Consider the following 22502-nt stretch of genomic DNA (forward strand, 5'->3'; position numbering starts at 1 on the left):
CCGCAACAGTCTAGTTATTTGGCAGCAGGATCAAGGCCAGATCAGGTACAAGCGAGATCAAAATCCACACTGATATCAGCGCTGCTAGATAGGGCACAGTGTACCGAAGCAGACGGAAGTAGGGAACGCCAGTCACCCCTGATGCCACGTAAAGATTGAGACCGTAGGGGGGTGTGATGAAGCCAATCGAAGCCCCCACAAGGAAGATTACCGAGAAATGGATCGGATCAATCCCGACCGAGGCCGCAATCGGTGCCAGAATCGGGGCCAGGATGATCGTGACAGGCAGGCTTTCGAGTACCATGCCCGAGAAGAAAACGATCACCATCGAAGTAAACAGAACCGCATGGTAGCCACCCATCGAGGTTACGAAATCCCCAATGGTTTGCTGAGCGCCAAGCAATGACAGGATCTGCTGCATCACCACAGAAATCGCGATCAGCGGTGCGAGGATACCTGTGATCTGGGCCGAGCGGATCACGATTGAGGGGATCTCGGGGATCGTGAAGCCTTCGACGACAAACATCTCGGCATAGCTTTTTTCGGTGGGTGAGATGTCGTTCCGCGCGCCCATGATCCGATTGATCGGATAGCTGACCAACCCCGCAATAACGCAGAAGCCGACCGTCACTCCGGCTGCCTCAGTTGGTGAGAATTTGCCTGTGTATATACCCCACAGCACCAGCCCGATGGCAAAGAATCCAAGCCAGGCACCGAATGCAGTTTTCAGCACCCGGTTCAGTTGCAGCGGAATCAGATGTCCCCAGCCGTTCATGCGGCAAATGATCCAGCAGGCGAACTGCATGCCAAAGACCATCAGCGCGCCCGGAAGGATACCCGCCACGAATAGCTCGGAAATCGGCAGGTTCATCAGGAAGCCGTAGACGATGAAGATAATCGAGGGAGGAATGATGATCCCCACCGTACCGCCTGCCGCCGCCGTGGCCGCGCTGAACCGTTCGTCATACCCCCCTTTGACCATCTCGGGGTGCAGCATCGAACCGATCGTGGCGGTTGTGGCCGAGTTTGAGCCTGAGATTGCTGCGAACAATCCGCAAGCCCCGAGGGATGCCATCGCCAACCCGCCGCGTATCCAGCCCAGACAGGCATAAGCAAAATCGCTGAGCCGCCGCGCGATGCCCGATTTATTAATCAGGTCTCCGGTCAGGATGAACAGCGGCATCGCCAGCAAGGCGAAACCCTTGTTGAACACGTTCAGAAGTTCAGCACCCATGTTGTCCAGCGTCAGGCCAAGAACAAACGAACAGCCGATGACCCAATAGCCGATTACCAACAAAACCGGCACGCCCAGCATGAACAGAAAGGTGACCGCAAGAGAGATCAGTGTGACCATAGTTCCGTCTGTCATCAGTCTGCTCCGATCACGGCCTGCTTGATCAGCGGCTCGCCTGTTTTCCAGTTGTTCAGATCATCGGCAAGGTTCTGAAACACGCGCCCGACCATCAGAAAGAACGACAGCGGTGCGGCCAGAAGGAACCACCACTGCATGATATTGTCTGTTCCCAGAACGATCTGAAAGTTTGATGCCGACAATGCCACCAGCCGTGTTGTGGTCACGATGACGATCACCGCAAAGATGAACCACAATATCGCGTCGAGTATCAGGCAAGCCAATTGCCCAGCCCTCGGCATTGCAGTGCGGAATTCGCTGAAGCTCAAATGTGTGCGCAGGCGGACATTGTACGACGCCCCAAACCACGCCATGACCATGAACAGCAGCGGGGGAATGGTGGTCGACCAGGGTTCCTGATCGTTGAACACAAACCGGTCGATCACGCCCCAGAAGATGATTAATGCGATCGCAAGGTAGGAATACACCATCACCGACCGTTCCAGATGACGTTCAACAAAGGGCACCGCCCGATAGATCAACATGATCACGATTCCGCCAATCGCCGAGACAATCGCGCCCAACACCCAGGCGGCGTCGGATTCCAGTGCGGATTGAATCTCGAACGAATCCTGGCTGAGAAAGGCGCTGAAAATCGCGCCGATGTCTGCCCAAAACGACATGAACCCCGTCCTCCCAGTCGGTATGAAGTTGAACCGGCCCGCTCAGGGCCGGTTCGTAACAGTCTATCAGGCTTCGCCTTTCCACCAACGGCGCGGTTCGACATTTTCCGGCAGGGTGTCAGCCGGAATCTCGCGCGCGATGTCGTAGATTTCCTGATAGGTATCAATGCCGCCTGCCCATTTATTCAGACGTTCGCGCCACTGGGCCCAAGGCTCTGGGTTGTAGTTCGGAGCGCACATCTCTTCGGCCAGCTTGATCTGATCGTCAGCCAGGAATGCCGGGCGCACGCCATTTTCGGCGAAGATAGTGTCCGGCAATTGCGGCTCCGAGAAGCCTACCGTATTCAGCAATGCGGCTTCATTCGCACCCTGGATCAACGCTTGAGTGAAGTAGGAAGACTCCATAACTGCGTCCTGCAATTCTCCACTCAGACCGTCAAAGACTTCGGCCGACATGGACGTATGTTCAGTGCCGCAGAAAAATTTCAGATTGACCGACTGCGAAACCACCGGCGCCATGTTGGCGTAAGCCACGGCCGAGGCCCAGGTTTCCGCCCCATCGATCAGGCCTGTCTTAAGCGCATCCAGTGTCTCTTCCCAAGCCACCGGGACTGGGTTCAGATTCAGCAATTGCATTGCAATCCGGCCCAACTGCGTACCCGTCACGCGGTTCTTGGTACCAAACAACTCTTCCAGTTTGGTGACGGTCGGCTTGTCGGCAAAGGTCGATCCCATTTGCAGGCCGCGTAGCTCACAATGGGTAAACAGGAACTTCAACCCGTGCCGTTTTTCCAGCGGATCACGCAGGATGCGTTGGCTCGCCGGGCTATAGAAGAAGTGATACTGCGCCGCGCGGCTGGGGAACATATAGGCGTAGTCCAGCACGTTCAGATAAGGTGCGCCTCCGGCCGAGTTCTGAGTTGAGGCAGCATAAATATCGACGATTCCCTGCTGGGTCTTTTCGACACAGCTCAGCTGGCCGCAGATCTGGTTGTCGCCGATGAATTCGATGCGAATCTCGCCGTCCGTGCGTTCTTCCAGGTCGCGCGCGAACTCAATTGCGCCGGCGCGTTCAATCAACAGGTTGCGGGTGTTGAAGCCCGACGCGCCGAATTTCAGCGTGTGCTTCGGCTCTTTCGAAAAGCGCTTTTCATAGGTGGATTCGGCGGCCTGCGCCAGATTCGCCAGACTCATCGCGCCGCCGAACCCGCCCGCCGCCAGCAGTGTCGAGCTCATGCCGTAACGCCCGGCCACGCGGAAGAAATCTCGCCGTGAAATACCACTTAGTTTCCGTCCGATCTCCATTGCTTACCTCCCTGATCGCAATTATTGAGACGTTTTGTATCAAAAAAGGCTAGTATAATTCTTGCATCTTGCATAGAGTTTTTTTCAGCGACGTTGGAAGGAGGCGGTCATGGAGGTGGATTATGCAGTTGTTGGCGCAGGATCGTCGGGCTGTGTCATTGCCAATCGGTTGAGCGCAGACCCCAACACAACTGTTGCGCTGCTCGAAGCAGGTGGCCGCGATACCAACCCGTGGATTCACATCCCCGTCGGCTATTTCAAAACGATGCATAACCCCTCGGTTGACTGGTGCTATCGCACTGAGCCCGACCCCGGCCTTAACGGTCGATCCATCGACTGGCCACGGGGCAAGGTGCTGGGTGGTTCATCCTCGCTGAACGGGTTGCTCTATGTGCGTGGCCAGAAGGAAGATTACGACCGCTGGCGGCAAATGGGCAACGAGGGTTGGGGCTGGGACGATGTGCTACCCCTGTTCAAGCGCTGTGAGGATCAAGAGCGCGGCGAGGATGAATATCATGGCGTCGATGGCCCCTTGTCAGTGTCCAACATGCGCATTCAGCGCCCGATCTGCGATGCCTGGGTCGCGGCGGCACAGGCCGCCGGTTACCCGTTCAACCCAGATTATAACGGGGCCGAGCAAGAAGGTGTGGGTTACTTCCAACTGACCACGCGCAATGGCCGCCGCTGTAGCGCCGCCGTCGCCTATCTCAAGCCCATTCGCAGTCGTCAGAACCTCAACATCATCACCAAAGCGCTTGTGTCGCGTGTGGTTCTGGATGGGAAAAAAGTAACCGGGCTGGTCTACCGGGATCGCTCTGGTGCCGAGCAGACCCTGACAGTTCGGCGCGAGGTCATCCTGTCCGGTGGGGCGATCAACTCTCCCCAAATCCTAATGTTGTCAGGGATCGGAGAGCCGGATCATCTAAAGGAAAATGGTATCAAACCGCTGCACGCCCTGCCGGGTGTTGGCAAAGGTCTTCAGGATCACTTGCAGGCGCGGCTGGTGTTCAAATGCAATGAGCCCACACTGAATGACGAAGTTCGCAGCCTGTTCAATCAGGCGCGAATCGCGCTGAAATATGCACTATTTCGTGCGGGTCCGATGACAATGGCCGCCAGCCTTGCGACTGGTTTCATGAAAACCCGGCCCGATGTTGAGACGCCCGACATTCAGTTCCACGTGCAACCCTGGTCCGCCGACAGCCCAGGCGAAGGTGTGCATCCGTTTTCGGCCTTCACGATGTCGGTCTGCCAACTGCGTCCGGAAAGTCGGGGAGAGCTGCGCCTGAACGGACCGGACCCATCCGAACATGTCAAGATCATCCCGAACTATCTGTCCACTGAAACGGATTGCCGAACCATTGTCGACGGCGTGAACATCGCGCGCGGGATTGCCAAACAAAACCCTCTGGCCTCGAAGATATCAGAAGAGTTTCGACCAACGGCAGAGCTGAGCTGCGAAGATTATGAAGGCACTCTGGATTGGGCCAGATCGAACAGCGTGTCGATCTACCACCCAACCGGCACCTGCGCGATGGGGAACGCCGAGACGTCTGTTGTCGACGCAAGACTAAAGGTACACGGTATTTCGAACCTGCGGGTGGCCGATTGTTCGATCATGCCGGAAATCGTCAGCGGCAACACCAACGCACCAGCGATCATGATCGGCGAAAAGGCAAGCGACCTGATAAAGGCGGATGCTTGAGAAATCTGCCATCGTATCTGATCGCCTGATCCCTACAGTATCAATAGATCAGTGCGCCAATCGCATCAAAAAACGATCTGGCGCTGTGCCGGTGGTTGGAATCTGCATGCGCTTTGCGACCGCTTTGTCTTGTGAATAAACGAAGTCTGGTAACCGAACCTCGGATGATTTTGCGTTAGCCAATAGTCCTAACCGCAAATCCAACTTTCCTTTGACCTCCACCGCGTTTTGGCCGGCTCAAAGTCGATGTTTGCTGCCTACATGAATGTGTCAGGCAGTTTCCTTTTGGCTGACATTCACGAATTCCAAAACGACACGCTACCCACGTGCTAATGACGTGCCAGCAGGGAACTCATAATAAAGTCTTCAGTGCACACAATGATCCCGGTCATGGGTATTTCTGACAGCACACTACGATATGCACTGCCTTCCAGAACTTCGATCACTAGTTGTGACGCCTGAAGGGGATCCGGAACGGCGCGCAATTCACCGCCAGTAATTCCTCGCTTCACTACGGCTTCCAGGGCCTCAGTCAAACTCGACCGGTTCTCGACGAACAGCTGCGCGATGTCCGGTTGACGAACTGCTTCGCTCGAAATTTCCAATGTTAATATAACGTTATCCGGCGCAGCAAGGTATTTTGCGTAGGCCTTGATGAACTTTCTTATGACTTTGGGCGCGGGCGCATCTGAGTTCAGGATTTTCAGAAACGGCTCCATCTCGCGGCGTTCAAGTGTTGCGATTTCTACAAGCACATCATGTTTGCCGCGAAAATGATTATAGAGATTTCCAAGGCTGACGCCCGCCCGCGCAGCGATATCGCGGACGCCTGTCTGATGATAGCCGCGCTCAAGGAAACACATAACTGCGGCCTCCAAAATCTGGTTGCGACGCTTGGCTGTTGCCTTTTCCCGGATTGATTCCGGCTTCTTGGTGTCATCGGACATTTTTTCAACTTAATATTGAACGAACGATCGTTCATAGTATATGACACTCTATCGAATGCCACAAGGTGCAATGGATTCGGCGGCACAGGAAAGACTGGTCTATGACAGAAAAATCTTTGGAAACTCGGCAAAGACCGACCCGGCGATGGCTTTGGATTGGACTATCGTTGGCACTGTTTGTAGCGATCGTCGTCCTCCTGTTTGATACAGAAGATACAATTGATGTTCAGACAACAACGACCTCACCTCCGCCACCGACCGTCTCCGTCGTCACAGTAGTTTCGGCAACCGTACAAGCGCGGGTTTCGGCGTTTGCCGAAGTTCGGCCTCGGTGGGATGCCAAGCTGCGATCTGCTGTGTCCGGGCGCATCATTGCGGTACACAACGCCGCTTTGGCAGGGACTAAGGTGGAACGGGGTGCCCCTTTGTTTTCAATCGAAAATGCACCTTATCAAAGCGCCGTTGCAGCCGCTGAGATGGAGCTTGAGCAAGCGGAACTGGCGTTATTGCGCGCGCAGAACAAAGTGACAGTCGCGCAACGACAGTTTGATCGGGATGAAACAGAACCGCCAAACGAACTGGCTGTGAATCTACCGCAATTGCGCATTGCCGAGAAAACCGTTGCAGCTGCACAGGCACGGCTGAATGCGGCGCGAAATGAACTGAAGGACGCGGAGGTTGTCGCCCCTTTTTCGGGATTTGTAACCCATCGCTTTGCCAGCCTGGGCCAGACGGTCAACCCAGGCGATGCCCTGATACACCTTTCGGACGACCAGCAATTCGAACTGGTCGCCGAGTTTAGTCAGGCGGACTGGGCGTTGTTGGATCATCCGATCTCTGGCGCCACTGCTGATCTGACACAGCGCTCGGGCGGAGCGTTGGGGCGGGCTCAAGTCCGGCGTGGAGGAGGGTTTCTGGATCAAGACACACGGCAGGTGCGGGTCTTTCTGGATGTCACAAAGCCCGATGAACGCATACTCGCCGGAGACTTCCTGCAGGTTCACATTCCCGGACGCCGGATCTCGGACACATTAACCCTACCCGAAAGCGTCCTGACCCGTGCGGGATACATTTGGATTGTAGACGATAAGGACCAATTGCAGAGGCTTAGCCCGAACATCCTGTTCCGCAGCGAAAGTACAGTGACGGTATCGGCTCCCGAAGGGACCGGCCCGTGGCGCGTGGCCAAAACACCTTTGGCCTCGTTTCTACCGGGTCAGCGGGTGACGCCGCAATCAGATGGGGGCTGAGCCATGCACGCTCTGACTTCCTGGTTTATTCGAAATCCGGTCGCTGCCAATTTGATGATGGCGCTGATCCTATTTCTTGGGGTGCAAACGCTGCTGAACATTCGGATCGAAGGCTTCCCCCGCATTCCGCCGGAAAGTGTTACAATCGCGATCGAGTTTCCGGACGCCACAGCCGAACAGGTTGATGAATTGGTGACCCAGAAAGTTGAGCAGGCCCTCGAAGGTTTGGAGGGCGTGCGTAGTGTGACCTCACAATCCCAAAATGACCTAAGTGTCGTGACTGTCCGCCGCGCAGGTGGCCAGAAACTACAAGCCGTCCTGGATCGTGTCCGTATTCGGATCGACGGTTTGACTGATCTGCCTGATACTGCGCGCCGACCCGTGATCGAAGCCTCGGGTTTCGATTTCCCGGCGCTGTATCTGAACTTGTTCGGAGAAACAGACCCCGCCACATTACAGAGCTTGGCGCAACGCCTGAAAGAAGAGTTGCTGGCGCAACCGGAATTGTCGCGGTTGCAAATCTGGGGCCTGATACCGCGTGAATTACGCATCGAAATCGACCCGGCGTTGCTGCGCCACTATGGGTTGACGGTTTCGGATGTGACCCGCGCCATCGAAGGGAATTCGCTGGCCTTTCAGGCAGGTCGTCTGAGGACCGATGGTGGCACGATTTATCTGCGGGCCGATGACAGGGCGAAATACGTGCCGGAATACGCAGCTCTGCCGATCATCGAACGTGACGACGGTTCCTATGTGCCTTTGGGCGATATTGCCAAAATCGAAGACGGGTTTCAGGACGGCGAGTACCTGTTTCGCCTGAACGGCAAACCAACCGTAGGGATGGAGGTTCTGGTCGGGCAGAAGGAGAACCTGCTGGAGATCAGTGATGTCGTGCGCAGCACGGTTGACGAGTTCAGCCGACAGCTGCCGTCGCAGGTTCAGGTCGAGGTCTGGGGTGATAGCGCTGGCTACATCTCGGACCGTCTGGCGCTGTTGCGCTCAAACGGGGTGCAGGGTTTGATCCTTGTGACCCTGATGCTGTCGATTTTCCTGAACGTGCGTTTGGCCTTCTGGGTTGCCATGGGCATTCCCGTTTCGGTCATGGGGGCGCTTGCTGTCTCGGGCTCGAAATGGGTGGACTATTCGCTGAACGATGTCACGACTTTTGGTCTGATCATTGCCTTGGGAATTCTGGTAGATGATGCCGTTGTAGTCGGCGAAAGCGTTTTTGAAGAACGCCGCAAGGGGAAGGACCCGATTAGGGACACGGAACGCGGCGTGCATCGCGTGGCTGTTGCGACCGTCTTTGGCGTGCTGACCACAATCGCAGCCTTTTTCCCGATGCTGTTGATCGACAATCCGCTGGGCAAGGTACTTGCCGGGTTCGCGGGCATCGTGATCCTGACGCTGATCTTTTCGCTTATCGAAAGCAAATTCATCCTGCCCGCCCATCTGGCGCAGGTTTCGATGCGGCAAGAGCGTCGATACTTGCCGACCCGCTTGTGGGGGCGGGTACAGGATTCTGCGCAGGGCGGGTTGTACTGGGTGCGGGATTGCATCTACCAGCCTTTGCTCGTCGCGGCGGTGCGTCAGCGCTACGCTGTGCTGATCTTGTTCATTGCCGCCGCAACGCTGGGGCTTGGCCTGATGTACAAGGGCAAGGTCAGGACGGTGTTCTTTCCCGAGGTGCCCGGTCAGGTCATCACGATGAACCTGGAAATGGATGCCCGCTCCCCCTTTGCGCTGACCCGCACGAACGTGAATCGGATCGAAGCCGTGTTGAACGAGCTGAACGTCGAGCTTGCAGAAGAGGCGAGTATGTCTGCTCCACCCGTTCAGACAATATTCACCATCATCAACAGCGCTGGAAATGCCCAAATTTTCGCTGAAATGATCCCGGTAGCTGAGCGTCCGAATGTCCCGATCCTTTCCGTGGTCCGCGAATGGCGCGACCGGGTCGGTGCGGTCGAGGGCGTCACCGAGTTGGAGTTCACCGGATCGGAAACGCTTGCCGGAGGGTTCCGAATCCGGTTGGCGTCAAAAGACGAAGACCTTCTGCAGCAAGCCAGCGCCGAAATGAAAGGTTTCCTGTCGAACATCGAGGGCGTGGCAAATGTAAGGGATGGGTTGGTGGGCGGCCAACCTGAACTGAAACTCCGCCTGCGCCCGGACGCGCGGCACCTTGGTTTTAACGCCGAGGCTCTGGCCAGACAGATTGGCTATGGGTTCGGCGGGGCCGAGGTGACCAAGGTCAGACGCGATGGGTCCGAAGTCCGCGTAGTCGTACAGAACGCGCGTGAAAACCGCGATACGTTGGCGGATCTGGTGCAGACCCGGTTGCGCAGCGCATCCGGCGCCTGGGTGCCGCTTGAGACCGTCGCCGAAATCGAGGGCACCTATGCCTCTGGCACTATCGATCGCCGTGACGGCAAGCGCATGAACATCGTAGCCGCGTCCATCGACCGCGACCTTGTTGCTCCCGAAGAGGTGGGGCAGGCGGTGTTCGAGCAGCTGGTCCCGAAACTCCGTGCCAAATATCCCAGCGTAACCGTCCTGCCGGCCGGTGAACTGGAAGAAATGGCCGATATAAGCGATGGCCTGAAGCGCGCGCTGTTGCTGGCAGCCGTTCTGATCTATGTGCTGATGGCCGTGCCGTTGAAAAGCTATTGGCAGCCTTTCGTCATTCTGGCCATCGTGCCATTCGGCTTTATCGCAGCCGCCGTCGGGCACCTGATCATGGATGTCTCGCTGTCGCTGTTTTCGTTCTTCGGCATGCTTGCTCTGACCGGTGTGATTGTGAACGACAGTCTGGTCATGATCACCCGCTACAATCAGGCGCGAGAGGAAGGTCAGCCCGTGAATCTGGCGCTGAGAAGCGCAGGCATTGGACGTTTCAAGGCGATCTTTCTGACCACCGCAACTACAGTGATTGGTCTGCTGCCTTTGCTGACCGAAACCTCTGAGCAAGCACAGTATCTGATCCCTGCGGCAATCTCTTTAGCTTTTGGAGAACTCTTCGGCACAGCCCTCATGCTGCTGCTGGTGCCGGTTCTGATCGCCATCACCGAGGATGTCATTGCCATTTTCAAGTCACCCCTTCCGCAGCCTTCTGAAGAAAGGACAAAGCCATGATACGGAACCTTCTAGCCCCTGCGTTCGCCGTGGTAACGCTTGCGCCACCGGCCGCCGCCGAGGGTCTGAATGTGACTGTGGACGGCATCCGCAACGCCAACGGCAACATCGTGATCCTTGTATTCGATAACGCGCGCGCCTTTGACAGTTTGGATGTCTGGAGCGCCATTGACTACGCCCAGATTCCGTCACGTAAAGGCAGCGTCAGCCATGAGTTTTCTGACCTGAACACGGGCCCATACGCTGTGCTGTTGTTTCATGACGAAAACAAGGACGATGACCTGAACATGACTGAGACAAAACTGTTGGAGGGGCTGGGTTCAACAGGTGCCTCAGACCCTCAGGACGAGCCGGATTTCAAGGCTGCCTCGGTCTGGCCGGGCGATGTGCGTGTTCGCATTCACTATGATCAGTAATTCGACATGCTGACAGATCGAAAACTGACAATCGGCACGCTTCTGAGTGTGTTCCGCTGGCGCGTAGGACTTACGTGGTTCCTGATCCTGGTTGAAACTGCCCTGACAGTTTTGATTCCGCTGTTCGTCGGCTTCGCCATAGATGGATTGCTGAGCGAAGATTTTCAGCCCTTTGTGCAGTTAGGTGCGCTCATGGTTGCCCTTACTATGATCAGCGTGATCCGGCGGATTTACGATACACGTGTCTACGGTATGATCCGTGTCGAATTGGGCAAGGCGCTTGCCGCGCGGTTTTCAAATCTTCCAATTTCGTCGCTGAACGCCCGGATCGGGATGGGGCGCGAACTGGCCGACTTTCTTGAAGAGATCCTGCCTTCGGCAATCGCGGGGGTGGTGCAGTTCGTCGTATCAGCAATTTTGCTGTTTTACTTCTCGCCAGTTCTGGCCCTGTCTGCCTGTGGGGTTCTTGTCGGAATGATATCTGTGTACGCTCTGTTTCATTCGACGTTTTGGCAATGGAACCGTGCGCTGAATGAGCAAATGGAGCATCAGGTCAGTGTTCTGGAACAACGACGTGACCGTCCGGTTTTCGTCCACCTGAGTAAACTGCGCCGGTTCGAAGTAAAGCTCTCGGATATCGAAGCCGTTCTGTATGGCGTAATCTTCATTCTGTTAATAGGTCTGCTCCTATTCAACCTGTGGTTCGCGACCCAAAACCTGGATGCGACACCGGGCATGATATTTTCGATTATCAGCTATTCGTGGGAGTTTGCGGAAGCCGCACTTGCTTTGCCCGTCACCTTACAATCCTGGTCTCGCCTGTCAGAAATTACGACCAGGTTGCAGAGCGATTGATCAGGCTTGCATACCATAAATGGCGTGATACGGGATTTGTAATCAGGAAGTAATCAGTCCATTCCGGTCGTGCGCAGCCTAGCCAAAGGAGGGGTAAAAAGAGCTGATAAACTAGAGCTTTGTGAATTCAGACAAAGCCTGCAACGGGCGCAGTATGACTGAAGATCGGGCGTCGCGCTGTAATCGTTCGATGAGCTTCTTGAATATGGCCGGATTTCAATAGCAGATTCAGGTAAGTCAGCTCCAAAAGGTCACGCTGTGCGCGGCTGCCACCCAGACGAGCGTGATCTGCCATGACCGGAGTCAGCTGTTGCAGCGCATCCGTCCAATCTTGTCGCGCAATCGCACCCCAAGCACGGGCCACCGGGCGAACAAGATCTGCCGCATAACCCAAGCTTGTTTCGGTCAGAACCGCAAGGCGTTCACCTTCCCCTGCCATTGCATGAGCCAGCGCGCCATGTATGTCCGCAAAACTCATGCCTGGGTTTGGAAAAAACCGTGATGCGTATTCGCTCAGGTCGCGCCAAAGTTTGGGCGCAACTGTTAGACCTGCAATTTCAGTGCGGTGCAAAAGTGCAGCAGCATCGGTTAGAATATTTATCGGCAACGAATAGGACGCTGCGGGTGCGATAGCTCCCTCGTAAATCGTCCATAGCTCAGCCTCATCCCCTTGCTCCAAGGCCCACAGAGCGCGATGCCAACTTAAGTGGCCGTGCAATACCGAGCGCACATCATAATCCGCGATCCAGTCGGCAAGGTACGCGCGACCGGCCTCTCCATAACCTTGCTCGTAGAGCGTGTGCGCTTTGAAGTGTGACGCGTTTGCATTGGCGTTGTTCAAAGCGAGCGAGCCGTCCATCATGGACATGGCCTCATCATGCCGCCCAACTTCGCACAGCGCCTGACCGTGTACGCTCATAACCCACCAGTCTTCGCCCAAGGCATCAAATAATTTGGTCGTGTAGGCAAGTTGCGTGCTTTCCCGACCAGGCTCACCCGATGTCCCAATCAAACCAAAAATGTTGGTACAGATCTGCGCGACAAGGACATCGCGGGGGTGATGAGCAGCGTGCTTCAGAACTGCGCTTCGTGCCTGTAAGACACGTCCCTGAAGCAAGAGATCGAATACCGCAAGATGACCCTCCTCGCGCTCAGTCAACCCAGATGCGCAGGCGCGGGCCGACGCCATTGCCTCTTGAGCGCCAGACATATCGTTTTCATACATTCGAGCTCGAGCAAGCCCAACGTGACCGAGGGCGAAGCCGGGATCGGCCGTGATGGCGGCGGAAAAAGCTTCGCTTGCACCAAACGTTGCTGCAAGGATGTGATCAAGCCCCGCGACATAGGCGTCCCGCGCCTCTGGCAGGCTGGTCGTCAGCGTCAGTCCATATCGGTCAACCAGCATCTCCATACTCCCACTTTCGTCAGCATACTCAAACGTGCGTGCTCGCAACTGCCCAACGCTAGCATAAAAAGCGAAACCATAAGCACTATTGTGGATAATCGATTGCTATAAGGATCGAACCATCGGTTAACGGGCTGGCCTTCTGGCCTTCACTACTGATTGAAAAGATATTGATTGAACCAAGCGTGGCTCATAGCCTTTCTTTGCCAATAGGGTTGTCCTAAGGAGGCACAGTGATGAGGTGCACATTGCCTACCAAGTATATGGCGATGGCTTTCTCTCTACGTTTGACGGACCCGGCCAGGCGATCCATCGTGGCAAGGCGATTGGCGATGCCATTTCCAAGCTGAATCTGGAAGTTCGCATAGGGGTTCACACAGGCGAGGTCGAAGTTTCTTTGCATTATGTGCGCGGAGTTTCCGTTAACACTGCAGCGCGTATCTCTGAATTGGGCGGAGGCGGCGACATCGTCGTTTCCAGAACAGTAAAAGATCTGGTGGCTGGGTCCGGTCTGGACTTCGAAAATCTTGGAACAAAAGAACTGAAGGGCTTATCCGAAGACTGGCAAGTTTATAAAGCGGTCCAAAGGCATCTCTAGCCATTCCACCCAACAGCTTTCGGAAGTCACAAATTAAACATCAAATGATGACGGCGGGAGGGGTCGAGCAGACCTTCATTAGCCATAAATTGTGGTTTTCAACCAATCAATATGAACGGCGGATTTGGCCTCAAAGCCGCTGAATAGCAGCATGCTAGCCACCTCGGCACGAATGCTTGGGAGCTGGGCATCGCCTAATGTGTAACCGCTCTTTGAACGTCCGATATCGTTGATCCATTTGCCAAACGCATACTTTTTAGCCAATTTGCGACAATGGAGTTTCTCGACGTCAGCCACAACAGTTTCCTCGTCGCCATGTCCTGCATCGTTGCCTTCGTGGCAGGGTTTACAGGATTGTCGATGACGCGAGATCTTTCGACGAAGCCGGTCTTTGAAAAGAAGGCCTCGGTGGCTCTTGCGGCTGTTTCGCTTGGCGGTGGAATCTGGGCCATGCACTTCGTGGCCATGCTCGGGCTTCAGATGCCGATCCTGTTCTATTACGACGCTGCAATCACACTTGTGTCTGCCCTTGTCGCGATCCTGCTCGTCGGAGCTGCGCTTATTCTGTTGCATTTCACCGAACGCAACCGCGCCACGATTGCGATGGCAGGAGGCGTTGTTGGGTTGGGCATCTTGGCGATGCACTATATTGGCATGGCTGGCTTGGAGCTTTGCCGGGCAGTGTATACGCCCAGTGGCGTCATCTTGTCCTCGATTGCGGCAATAGCGCTTTGTATGCTGGCTTTCGCGATTGCCTACGGGCAGCGAACAAACAGAAACATTTTGCTGGGCACGTTGTGTTTTGCAGCGGCGGTTTGCACCGTTCATTTTCTTGCTCTGGCTAGCACCCGTTTCGTCGCCGTGCCAAGTGGGGTTGAGTTTGGCCCGTTGATGAGCAATGAGACGCTGGCCATTGGCGTAATCCTGTTCAGTTTCATCATATTTGGTGCTTGCTTGTGGGTCAGCGTGACCTACCTACCAGGACCTTCGAGGAAAGACCCGGAGCCAACAGAAGCGACCGCGGATGTAAAACCATTGCTGCAAATTCCTTGCGAACGGGATGGTGGAAAGGTCTTCATCTCTGCCGAAGATGTTCTGTTTTTGCGCGCGGATGGGCACTACACCCAAGTTTACACCGAAACGGATCGTTTGTTTTGTGTCTGGCCAGTGACCGAGGCCGCCAAGCGATTGGTGCCCACCGGATTTCTCCAGACCCACCGCAGCTACCTTGTCAATCCTCAGCGCGTGGCGCGGTTTGAGCGTACCAAGGATAAGGGCCGATGCCTGTTCGACGGGGATGGTTTGCCACCCGCGCCGGTCAGTCGATCCAAACTCAAGACGGTTCAGGATGCGCTTGCATCGCAGGTCGGCGCAATTCGTGCGACCTAGGGCGCATTTCGTGCAAAATACCTGTTTTTTATTGATTTACTGAAGCGTCGCCATCCAAGCGCATGCAGTGATCCTTTCAGCCAGAACATTTGCTTGAAGGGAGGAGAGCCGATGATTCCAGCGGCATTCGAATACTACAGACCCAAGGACATGGCCGGTGTGCTGTCGATCCTGGAAGAGCATGGCGATGATGCCCGCGTCATGGCCGGTGGGCACAGCCTGATTCCGATGATGAAGCTGCGGATGGCGGATGTGCCGCATCTGATCGATCTTCAGGATGTTGGCGGCATGTCTGATATCGAGATCGGAGGTGACAGTATTCGCATCGGTGCGATGGTCACCCAGCACGCGATTATTGATCACGACGCACTGGCTGAGGCCGCTCCGATCCTGCGCGAAGCTGCCCTTCAGATCGCAGACCCGCAAGTCCGATACATGGGTACAGTTGGTGGCAACGTGGCCAATGGCGACCCCGGTAATGACATGCCCGGCCTGATGCAGTGCCTGAATGCGCGTTTCACTGTCGAGGGTCCTGACGGGGAACGCGACATCGCTGCCCGCGAGTTTTACGAAGCCGCCTACATGACCGCTCGGGAAGACGAAGAAGTGTTGACTGCAGTCACCATCCCAACGCCGCATGGCGGTTACGCCTATGAAAAACAAAAGCGCAAGATTGGTGATTATGCTACCGCTGCTGCTGCAGTCCAGATCGTGAAAGAAGGTGGCACCTGTGCCTCCGCCTCGATTGCAATGACCAATCTGAGCGACACACCGGTCTTTTCCGAGGCGGCTGGGGCCGCTCTGGTTGGCACCGGCGTCGATGCAAATGCCATTAAGACCGCTGTGGCCGCCATGCTCGGTGATATTGACCCCACCGAGGACAACCGCGGCCCCGTCGCTTTCAAAAAACACGTGGCAGGTATCATTCTAACCCGCGCCATTGAGCGCGCCTGGTCGCGTGCGTGAGGAGATCGTCCGATGTCAAAGAAACAACACTACAAGATCACGGTGAACGGCAAGGAAGAGGAATTCCTTGCCGAGCCACGCGAACTTCTCATCTACACGCTGCGCGAGCGGCTCAATATCACCGGCCCGCATATTGGTTGCGAGACTTCCCATTGTGGCGCTTGCACCGTCACCATTGATGGCAAATCAGTCAAGTCCTGCACCATGTTCGTGGCGCAGGCCGATGGCAAGGATATCACAACCATCGAAGGCATCGGTGGGCCTGACGCGCTGCACCCGCTGCAAGAGGCGTTTAAGGAACATCACGGGCTGCAATGCGGCTACTGCACACCGGGCATGATCACACGTGCGGCAAAGTTGCTCGAAGAGAACCCGAACCCGTCCGAGGAAGAGATCCGTTTTGGCATGGCAGGTAATATCTGCCGCTGTACCGGGTATCAGAACATCGTGAAGTCCATCAAAGCCGCAGCGGCCGAGATGAATGCAGCCAAGGAGGCGGCCCAATGAATGACATGACACCAGATCGTGAGGAACGCACCGCGAACCTCAAGGGCATGGGCTGTTCGCGCAAAAGGGTCGAAGATGCCCGCTTTACTCAAGGCAAGGGCAACTACGTCGATGACGTGAAGCTCGACGGGATGCTCTTTGGAGATTTCGTCCGCTCTCCCTATGCTCACGCGCGGATCACCAACATCGATACGGCGGCAGCGCTTGAAGTGCCCGGCGTTCTCGCTGTGCTGACCGCCAAGGACCTTGAACCGCTCGGCCTCCATTGGATGCCGACGCTGGCCGGCGACAAGCAAATGGTTCTGGCCGATGGCAAGGTTCTGTTTCAAGGCCAGGAAGTGGCGTTTGTGGTGGCCGAAGACCGCTATGCGGCGGCAGATGGAATCGAGGCCGTCGAAGTCGAATACGAAGAGCTTGAGGTTCTGGTTGATCCGTTCAAGGCGATGGAATCACAGATAGTTCTGCGTGAAGACACCGTGGGCGAGGATGGCAAACCAATCGATGGAGCACATGGTCCTCGAAAGCATCACAACCACATCTTCACGTGGGAAGCGGGCGACAAGGATCCAACATTCGAGACAATCGACAATGCCGAGGTCGTTGCCGAAGAGACCATGTATTACCACCGTACGCACCCATGCCCACTGGAAACCTGCGGCTGCGTCGCCTCAATGGACAAGGTCAATGGCAAGCTGACTCTTTGGGGCACGTTCCAGGCGCCTCATGCTATCCGCACTGTGGTCAGCCTGATTTCCGGGATCGAGGAACACAATATCCGTGTGATCTCTCCCGATATTGGCGGCGGGTTTGGAAATAAGGTTGGGGCCTATCCGGGCTATGTGTGTTCGGTCGTCGCCTCCATCGTCACCGGCAAGCCGGTAAAGTGGATCGAAGACCGGATGGACAATCTGATGACCACCGCCTTTGCCCGCGACTATTGGATGAAGGGCCGCATTTCTGCCACCAAGGACGGCAAGATCACCGGGTTGCATTGCCATGTGACAGCGGACCATGGTGGATTTGACGCCTGCGCCGACCCAACCAAATTCCCGGCGGGTTTCATGAATATCTGCACCGGATCTTACGACATCCCGACTGCATTCCTTGAGGTTGATGGCGTCTACACCAACAAAGCGCCGGGCGGGGTCAGCTACCGTTGTTCCTTCCGCGTGACAGAGGCGGTTTATTTCATCGAACGGATGATTGAGGTGCTGGCGATCGAGTTGAACATGGACGCGGCAGATTTGCGCCGGCTCAACTTCATCAAGAAAGAGCAATTCCCTTATCAGGCTGCGCTTGGCTGGGAATATGACTCTGGCGATTATCACACTGCATGGGACAAAGCGCTCAGCACCGTCGACTACGAGGGATTGCGCAAGGAACAGGCCGAGCGTGTAGAGGCGTTCAAACGGGGCGAAACGCGCAAGCTTATGGGAATCGGTCTCAGTTTCTTCACTGAGATCGTGGGTGCTGGCCCAGTGAAGAATTGCGATATCCTGGGTCTCGGCATGTTCGATAGCTGCGAAATTCGCATCCATCCCACGGGCTCTGCAATTGCACGGCTTGGAACGATTTCGCAGGGGCAAGGCCACGCGACGACATTCGCACAGATACTGGCCTCCGAGATCGGATTACCTGCCGATAGCATCACCATCGAAGAGGGCGACACCGATACCGCGCCCTATGGTCTGGGCACCTACGGCTCGCGCTCGACCCCGGTTGCCGGGGCGGCTACGGCCATGGCTGGCCGCAAGATCCGCGCCAAGGCGCAAATGATCGCGGCCTATCTGTTGGAAGTGCATGACGATGACGTCGAGTTCGACGTCGACCGTTTCGTGGTCAAAGGAGCGCCCGAGCGGTTCAAGACCATGAAAGAAATCGCATTCGCCGCCTACAATCAGGCCATTCCAGGGATTGAGCCAGGGCTTGAAGCGGTCAGCTACTATGACCCGCCAAACATGACTTATCCGTTCGGTGCCTATGTTTGCGTGATGGATATTGATGTGGATACAGGCGTGCCAGACATCCGCCGCTTCTACGCTCTGGACGATTGCGGTACCCGGATCAACCCGATGATCATCGAAGGACAGGTGCATGGCGGCCTGACCGAAGCACTCGCCGTCGCTTTGGGCCAGGAAATCGCCTATGACGATCAGGGCAACGTGAAGACGGGCACGCTGATGGATTTCTTCCTGCCGACGGCATGGGAGGTTCCGAACTACGAGACCGACTACACCGTCACGCCGTCGCCACATCATCCCATCGGTGCGAAGGGCGTGGGCGAAAGTCCGCATGTGGGCGGGGTGCCATGCTTCTCCAACGCGGTGCAGGATGCGTTCCGGGCCTTTGGTCTGCGACATACCAACATGCCACATGATCACTGGCGGATCTGGAAGACCGCCAATGAGCTTGGCCTGCACGACTAAAGGCGAAAGGCAGGGCGGAGACGTTCCGCTCTGCCCGGAGACACACATGACCTGGACCGATTTACAATCCGCTCTTGAAGGGCAGGGCTATGTCGCATCCGGCGACCTAGCAGTTGCTCTCCATTTGGCGCTGACGTTGGAGCGGCCCCTTCTTCTGGAGGGCGCCGCGGGCGTAGGTAAGACAGAGGTCGCGCGCACCCTGAGCGATGCGCGCGACACCAAATTGCTCCGACTGCAATGCTATGAGGGGCTCGACGCCGCGCAGGCCATCTACGAATGGAACTACCAGCGGCAATTGCTGACGATCCGCGCCGCCGCCGAAGATGGTGAGACGGGCAAAAGCGTTGAGGAGCGTATTTTTTCCCGTGATTTCCTGTTGGAACGCCCTCTATTGGCCGCCATTACCCAGGACACGCCGCCTGTCTTGTTGATTGACGAAATTGACCGCGCTGATGTGGAATTCGAAGCCTACTTGCTGGAAGTTCTGGCCGACTATCAAGTGACTGTGCCAGAACTCGGCACCATCACGGCCTCTAGTAAGCCGATCGTGATCCTGACATCAAACGGCACACGCGATCTATCCGATGCACTGCGTCGTCGCTGCCTTTACACCTATGTCGATTATCCGGACCGACAGACAGAACTTGCAATCCTCAAAGCCCGCTGCCCTGCGATTGAGGCGCGTCTTGGCGCGCAAGTCGTAGGCTTTGTACAAAAGCTTCGCGAGGAGGAACTGGAAAAGACGCCCGGCATCGCTGAGATGCTCGATTTTGCTGCCGCCTTGATGGGACTCGGGATTGCGGATCTGACCGACGATCCAACCGTGTTGCACTCCACCTTAACCACGCTGCTGAAAACTCAAAGCGATCAGGCACAGATCACCGCCGAAGTCGCGGCCCGTATCGCGGGGAAGGCCGCATGAGCCGGGTTTCCAAATTTGCGGCGCGTGATCCGGGGCCAGCGGCCCGTGTCGCCGGGTTCATTGCGCATTTGCGCCAGAACGGCCTGCGCCTAGGTGTGGCAGAGGCAGAGCTTGCCTTGCTTGCCCTCGGCGAGGTCAATGCCGTTGTCCCGAATGAAAGCCGTCGCGCGTTACGGGCCATCTGCACAGGATGCAAGGATGAGGCCGAACGGTTCGACAGCCTCTTCGATAGTTTTTGGATGGATTCCGGTCGGGTGAAGCAAAGGGCCGTGCCCAAAGCGCAGTCTGCGCTCAGCGATGACGTGCATTCCTCTCGTCAAGCCAAGGGTCAGGATATGGGCGCATCGGGCAGCGCCATCGCTCCTGATTCCGGTGACGGCGAAGCCGACAGCGATGGCACCGGTAAACTTATCGCAACTCAGCAACGCAATCTCAGCCGCCGCGATCTGCGTGATCTGGTCCGCGCGGATGATATCGCAGAGGCCGAAGCAGTTGCGCGTCGCATCGGTGCCGCTTTGCGCGATCGACGTTCGCGCCGTCGGATCGCCGCCCGCAAAGGCGACCGCCTGCATTTTCGCAAGACCATTCGCCTGAGCCTTGCGACAGGAGGGGAACCTCTGCAGCTCTTGCGCAAGTCTCGCCCTGATCGCAGCCGCAAAATCGTAGCGCTTTGCGATGTATCGGGATCGATGAGCGTCTATGCGCAAGTTTTTCTTGCTTTTCTCGCTGGGCTGATGCGCGCTGACAAAGATGCCGACGCTTATCTTTTTCACACACGGCTGGTACGCATCACTGAAGCATTGCGCGACAAAGATGCACTGCGTGCAATTGGTCGGATGTCGCTGATGGCAGATGGCTTCGGCGGTGGATCAAAGATCGGGCCATCGTTGCAACGCTTTGCCGATACCTATGCGCGGCGCTTTGTAGATGGCCGGTCTGTCGTAGTGATCTTGTCGGACGGCTATGATACTGAGCCACCCGCAATCCTGGCAGCAGCGCTTGAGAAGCTGAGAAAACGCGGCTGTAAGATCATCTGGCTCAATCCACTGAAGGGTTGGAGCGACTACGCGCCTGTAGCTGGCGGAATGGCTGCGGCCTTGCCTTATCTCGACCTTTTTCAACCGGCCAACACCCTTGCCGATCTTGCCGCCCTGGAACCAAAATTGGTGACGCTATGAGTCCGGCAGAGATCTTAGACTCGGACCTTGCCGATGCGGCACAAGACCTGCGTGACCGGCAAGAACCTTTCGCCTTCGCGACAATCGTGCGCACTGCGGGGGCGACGGCGGCCAAGCCGGGTGCCAAAGCGCTGCTCAGCGCGGACGGGACAATCCTGCATGGATGGCTTGGTGGCGGATGCACGCGTGGCGCGGTCAAACGCGCTGCGGTAGAGGCTTTGCGCGCCGGTCAGCCGCAACTGGTTTCTGTCGCGCCCGAGGAACTCCTGGAAGAAATGGGCGTGATAGCGGGGGATGAGGTCGACGGGACGCGCTTTGCGCGCAATGGTTGCCCGTCAAAAGGCACCGTCGACATTTTTATCGAGCCCTGTTTGCCAATGCCCGAACTTGTCGTGCTTGGCGCATCCCCTGTGGCCCAAGCGCTTAGTTCCCTGGCACCGCAATTCCACTGGTCGGTTTCTGGCACCTCGTCGACTGATACGACGTGCAATCGACGACGCTTTGTTGTCATTGCGACGCAAGGCCAAGGAGATCTGGACGCGCTCAAATCCGTACTGACAGATTTGCCCGACTATGTTGCCTTCGTCGGAAGCGCTCGGAAATTCGCGACACTGGCTGAAAAACTAAAGACCGCCGGCATAACGCCCGAGGCCATCAACACCGTCCACGCCCCGGCGGGTCTGGACCTGGGGGCGGTCACGTCCGAGGAAATAGCGCTGTCGATCCTTGCGCAGTTAGTCCGTGTCAGACGGCAGACTGTGGGGCTTGCCGATGGCTGATGTTGCCGCGATCCTTCTGGCCGCCGGTCTTTCCCGTCGCATGGGGGCGCAAAACAAGCTGCTGTTACCAATAGACGGCGTACCGATGATCCGCCGTGTAGCCATGGCTTACTTAGGCGCCATTGATACTGACCTGACGGTGGTAACAGGATATGAGGCGAGCGCCGTGCGCCGGGCATTATCAGGGCTAGCTGTTTCTTTGGTTCACAATGCAAACTTCACCAGCGACCAGCAGAGCTCGGTTGCCACGGGATTGCATTGTGCACCTGACGCCCATCTGCTTCTGATCGGCTTGGGTGATCAGCCGCTATTGAGCACTCAGGATCTGCAAGATCTGATTGCCGCTCACGTTGCAGGTGATGCGACTAAAGTGACGATACCTGTCCATAACGGCGCACGAGGCAATCCAATTACTATCCCGCAGCTATTGCGCCGGCGATTGCTGGAAAACCCCGCACGCCCCGGCTGCTTGGGCTTCACGCGCGATCATCCCGAACATGTACAAGCCGCTACGCTGCCATCGCCCGGGTTCTACACCGATGTCGATACCCCGGATGACTATGCGACCCATTTGGAAACCGCGAAGGAGCCGATCTCATGAGCCGACTTCTGATCTGGATGCGCAGGCGTCTTAAATCGCTCGAAATGACCACTGAACAAGCAGACAACATAAGATTTCCATGTTGCT

The 22502-nt window shown here is 56.4% G+C and carries 20 protein-coding genes; 14 read left to right on the forward strand and 6 right to left on the reverse strand.

What is annotated here, in order from left to right:
- Positions 1-10: 10 nt before the first annotated feature.
- From ACR0EN_RS17135 to ACR0EN_RS17145, 3 genes are all read right to left on the reverse strand, one after another.
- Entirely contained in the window at positions 11-1369 is a 1359-nt protein-coding gene (locus tag ACR0EN_RS17135) for a TRAP transporter large permease (protein WP_170392534.1), read from the reverse strand.
- Positions 1369-2034 carry a TRAP transporter small permease gene (locus tag ACR0EN_RS17140; protein WP_170392533.1) on the reverse strand — a complete coding sequence of 222 codons (666 nt, stop codon included), beginning with the start codon at positions 2032-2034 and terminating at the stop codon, positions 1369-1371. The genes ACR0EN_RS17135 and ACR0EN_RS17140 overlap by 1 nt, the downstream gene beginning before the upstream one ends.
- A gap of 66 nt (positions 2035-2100) precedes the next feature.
- Complete coding sequence (locus ACR0EN_RS17145; protein WP_170402109.1) at positions 2101-3339, reverse strand: TRAP transporter substrate-binding protein; 1239 nt, start codon at positions 3337-3339, stop codon at positions 2101-2103.
- Between the two features lie 109 nt (positions 3340-3448).
- On the opposite strand from ACR0EN_RS17145, the gene ACR0EN_RS17150 reads away from it, so the two are divergent.
- Positions 3449-5044, forward strand: a complete 1596-nt coding sequence (locus ACR0EN_RS17150) for a GMC family oxidoreductase N-terminal domain-containing protein (RefSeq protein WP_170512808.1) — start codon at positions 3449-3451, stop codon at positions 5042-5044.
- 329 nt (positions 5045-5373) lie between these two features.
- On the opposite strand, the gene ACR0EN_RS17155 is transcribed toward ACR0EN_RS17150, so the two are convergent.
- The gene (locus tag ACR0EN_RS17155; RefSeq protein WP_480587942.1) at positions 5374-5991 is read right to left on the reverse strand and encodes a TetR/AcrR family transcriptional regulator; all 618 of its coding nucleotides are present in this window, start codon (positions 5989-5991) and stop codon (positions 5374-5376) included.
- Between the two features lie 101 nt (positions 5992-6092).
- Here ACR0EN_RS17155 and ACR0EN_RS17160 point away from each other — a divergent pair, with 101 nt between their 5' ends.
- From ACR0EN_RS17160 to ACR0EN_RS17175, 4 genes are read left to right on the forward strand one after another with little or no spacing between them, the layout of a single operon-like run.
- Entirely contained in the window at positions 6093-7241 is a 1149-nt protein-coding gene (locus tag ACR0EN_RS17160; RefSeq protein WP_480587944.1) for an efflux RND transporter periplasmic adaptor subunit, read from the forward strand.
- A gap of 3 nt (positions 7242-7244) precedes the next feature.
- On the forward strand, positions 7245-10373 hold the full coding sequence (locus tag ACR0EN_RS17165; protein ID WP_480587946.1) for an efflux RND transporter permease subunit: 3129 nt from the start codon (positions 7245-7247) through the stop codon (positions 10371-10373).
- Positions 10370-10789, forward strand: coding sequence for a DUF2141 domain-containing protein (locus tag ACR0EN_RS17170; protein WP_480587948.1), 420 nt, complete (start codon positions 10370-10372; stop codon positions 10787-10789). The genes ACR0EN_RS17165 and ACR0EN_RS17170 overlap by 4 nt, the downstream gene beginning before the upstream one ends.
- 6 nt (positions 10790-10795) lie before the next feature.
- Positions 10796-11644 (forward strand): ABC transporter six-transmembrane domain-containing protein, encoded by an 849-nt coding sequence (locus ACR0EN_RS17175; protein WP_480587950.1) that lies wholly within the window; start codon positions 10796-10798, stop codon positions 11642-11644.
- A gap of 127 nt (positions 11645-11771) precedes the next feature.
- Here the strand turns inward: ACR0EN_RS17175 and ACR0EN_RS17180 are convergent, their stop codons facing one another.
- Positions 11772-13049, reverse strand: a complete 1278-nt coding sequence (locus ACR0EN_RS17180) for a tetratricopeptide repeat protein (RefSeq protein ID WP_480587951.1) — start codon at positions 13047-13049, stop codon at positions 11772-11774.
- 241 nt (positions 13050-13290) lie between these two features.
- Between ACR0EN_RS17180 and ACR0EN_RS17185 the strand changes: the two genes are divergently transcribed.
- Complete coding sequence (locus ACR0EN_RS17185; protein ID WP_480587953.1) at positions 13291-13647, forward strand: adenylate/guanylate cyclase domain-containing protein; 357 nt, start codon at positions 13291-13293, stop codon at positions 13645-13647.
- A 78-nt stretch (positions 13648-13725) separates the two neighbouring features.
- Here the strand turns inward: ACR0EN_RS17185 and ACR0EN_RS17190 are convergent, their stop codons facing one another.
- Positions 13726-13944, reverse strand: coding sequence for a hypothetical protein (locus ACR0EN_RS17190; protein ID WP_480587955.1), 219 nt, complete (start codon positions 13942-13944; stop codon positions 13726-13728).
- On the opposite strand from ACR0EN_RS17190, the gene ACR0EN_RS17195 reads away from it, so the two are divergent.
- The 8 genes from ACR0EN_RS17195 (at position 13921) to ACR0EN_RS17230 (ending at position 22415) form a co-directional block, all read left to right on the forward strand.
- Complete coding sequence (locus tag ACR0EN_RS17195; protein ID WP_480567406.1) at positions 13921-15036, forward strand: MHYT domain-containing protein; 1116 nt, start codon at positions 13921-13923, stop codon at positions 15034-15036. The two genes, ACR0EN_RS17190 and ACR0EN_RS17195, sit on opposite strands and share 24 nt — an antisense overlap.
- 111 nt (positions 15037-15147) lie before the next feature.
- Positions 15148-16002, forward strand: coding sequence for an FAD binding domain-containing protein (locus ACR0EN_RS17200; protein ID WP_170646652.1), 855 nt, complete (start codon positions 15148-15150; stop codon positions 16000-16002).
- A gap of 12 nt (positions 16003-16014) precedes the next feature.
- Positions 16015-16509, forward strand: coding sequence for a (2Fe-2S)-binding protein (locus ACR0EN_RS17205; RefSeq protein WP_170392521.1), 495 nt, complete (start codon positions 16015-16017; stop codon positions 16507-16509).
- Positions 16506-18935, forward strand: coding sequence for an aerobic carbon-monoxide dehydrogenase large subunit (locus ACR0EN_RS17210; RefSeq protein ID WP_170819312.1), 2430 nt, complete (start codon positions 16506-16508; stop codon positions 18933-18935). Before ACR0EN_RS17205 ends, ACR0EN_RS17210 begins: the two co-directional genes overlap by 4 nt.
- 46 nt (positions 18936-18981) lie before the next feature.
- Positions 18982-19857, forward strand: coding sequence for an AAA family ATPase (locus tag ACR0EN_RS17215; RefSeq protein ID WP_170819311.1), 876 nt, complete (start codon positions 18982-18984; stop codon positions 19855-19857).
- Positions 19854-21035, forward strand: a complete 1182-nt coding sequence (locus ACR0EN_RS17220) for a VWA domain-containing protein (protein ID WP_170402076.1) — start codon at positions 19854-19856, stop codon at positions 21033-21035. Before ACR0EN_RS17215 ends, ACR0EN_RS17220 begins: the two co-directional genes overlap by 4 nt.
- Positions 21032-21814 (forward strand): XdhC family protein, encoded by a 783-nt coding sequence (locus tag ACR0EN_RS17225; RefSeq protein WP_480587957.1) that lies wholly within the window; start codon positions 21032-21034, stop codon positions 21812-21814. The genes ACR0EN_RS17220 and ACR0EN_RS17225 overlap by 4 nt, the downstream gene beginning before the upstream one ends.
- Positions 21807-22415, forward strand: coding sequence for a nucleotidyltransferase family protein (locus ACR0EN_RS17230; RefSeq protein WP_170625155.1), 609 nt, complete (start codon positions 21807-21809; stop codon positions 22413-22415). Before ACR0EN_RS17225 ends, ACR0EN_RS17230 begins: the two co-directional genes overlap by 8 nt.
- Positions 22416-22502 lie beyond the last annotated feature (87 nt).

This window comes from Ruegeria sp. AB7, assembly GCF_056542625.1.

Coding starts and splice junctions, on each gene's coding strand:
- ACR0EN_RS17140 (WP_170392533.1), bottom strand. CDS start 2,034: ATGTCGTTTTGGGCAGACATCGGCGCGATTTTCAGCGCCTTTCTCAGC.
- ACR0EN_RS17170 (WP_480587948.1), top strand. CDS start 10,370: ATGATACGGAACCTTCTAGCCCCTGCGTTCGCCGTGGTAACGCTTGCG.
- ACR0EN_RS17220 (WP_170402076.1), top strand. CDS start 19,854: ATGAGCCGGGTTTCCAAATTTGCGGCGCGTGATCCGGGGCCAGCGGCC.
- ACR0EN_RS17225 (WP_480587957.1), top strand. CDS start 21,032: ATGAGTCCGGCAGAGATCTTAGACTCGGACCTTGCCGATGCGGCACAA.
- ACR0EN_RS17150 (WP_170512808.1), top strand. CDS start 3,449: ATGGAGGTGGATTATGCAGTTGTTGGCGCAGGATCGTCGGGCTGTGTC.
- ACR0EN_RS17165 (WP_480587946.1), top strand. CDS start 7,245: ATGCACGCTCTGACTTCCTGGTTTATTCGAAATCCGGTCGCTGCCAAT.
- ACR0EN_RS17230 (WP_170625155.1), top strand. CDS start 21,807: ATGGCTGATGTTGCCGCGATCCTTCTGGCCGCCGGTCTTTCCCGTCGC.
- ACR0EN_RS17200 (WP_170646652.1), top strand. CDS start 15,148: ATGATTCCAGCGGCATTCGAATACTACAGACCCAAGGACATGGCCGGT.
- ACR0EN_RS17135 (WP_170392534.1), bottom strand. CDS start 1,369: ATGACAGACGGAACTATGGTCACACTGATCTCTCTTGCGGTCACCTTT.
- ACR0EN_RS17145 (WP_170402109.1), bottom strand. CDS start 3,339: ATGGAGATCGGACGGAAACTAAGTGGTATTTCACGGCGAGATTTCTTC.
- ACR0EN_RS17210 (WP_170819312.1), top strand. CDS start 16,506: ATGAATGACATGACACCAGATCGTGAGGAACGCACCGCGAACCTCAAG.
- ACR0EN_RS17180 (WP_480587951.1), bottom strand. CDS start 13,049: ATGCTGGTTGACCGATATGGACTGACGCTGACGACCAGCCTGCCAGAG.
- ACR0EN_RS17205 (WP_170392521.1), top strand. CDS start 16,015: ATGTCAAAGAAACAACACTACAAGATCACGGTGAACGGCAAGGAAGAG.
- ACR0EN_RS17160 (WP_480587944.1), top strand. CDS start 6,093: ATGACAGAAAAATCTTTGGAAACTCGGCAAAGACCGACCCGGCGATGG.
- ACR0EN_RS17175 (WP_480587950.1), top strand. CDS start 10,796: ATGCTGACAGATCGAAAACTGACAATCGGCACGCTTCTGAGTGTGTTC.
- ACR0EN_RS17215 (WP_170819311.1), top strand. CDS start 18,982: ATGACCTGGACCGATTTACAATCCGCTCTTGAAGGGCAGGGCTATGTC.
- ACR0EN_RS17155 (WP_480587942.1), bottom strand. CDS start 5,991: ATGTCCGATGACACCAAGAAGCCGGAATCAATCCGGGAAAAGGCAACA.
- ACR0EN_RS17195 (WP_480567406.1), top strand. CDS start 13,921: ATGGAGTTTCTCGACGTCAGCCACAACAGTTTCCTCGTCGCCATGTCC.